At 43.9% G+C, this 237-nt stretch carries 1 pseudogene; it reads right to left on the reverse strand.

What is annotated here, in order from left to right:
- A pseudogene (locus SB772_RS45485) lies at nucleotides 1–237 on the reverse strand (glutathione-dependent formaldehyde dehydrogenase); the annotation flags it as partial.

The raw sequence follows: 237 nt of genomic DNA on the forward strand, positions 1-237 counted from the left end.
GTATCAATTACGATAACTTTTTTTGCATTATGAAGAATGGCGCTTTTTACAGACATTGACCCTACCGGCCCCGCTCCAAAAACCGCTATTGTTTCTCCACCTTTTAATTCTCCCCACATGACTCCGGTATATCCGGTAGGAAAAATATCGGTTAGAAATAAAACCTGCTCATCGGTTAAACCTTCCGCTACTTTCCGCGGACCGAAGTGTGCATACGGAACTCTCACATATTGAGCC

The sequence above is a fragment of the Paraburkholderia sp. SIMBA_030 genome, assembly GCF_046535245.1.
Classification (GTDB): Bacteria; Pseudomonadota; Gammaproteobacteria; order Burkholderiales; family Burkholderiaceae; genus Paraburkholderia.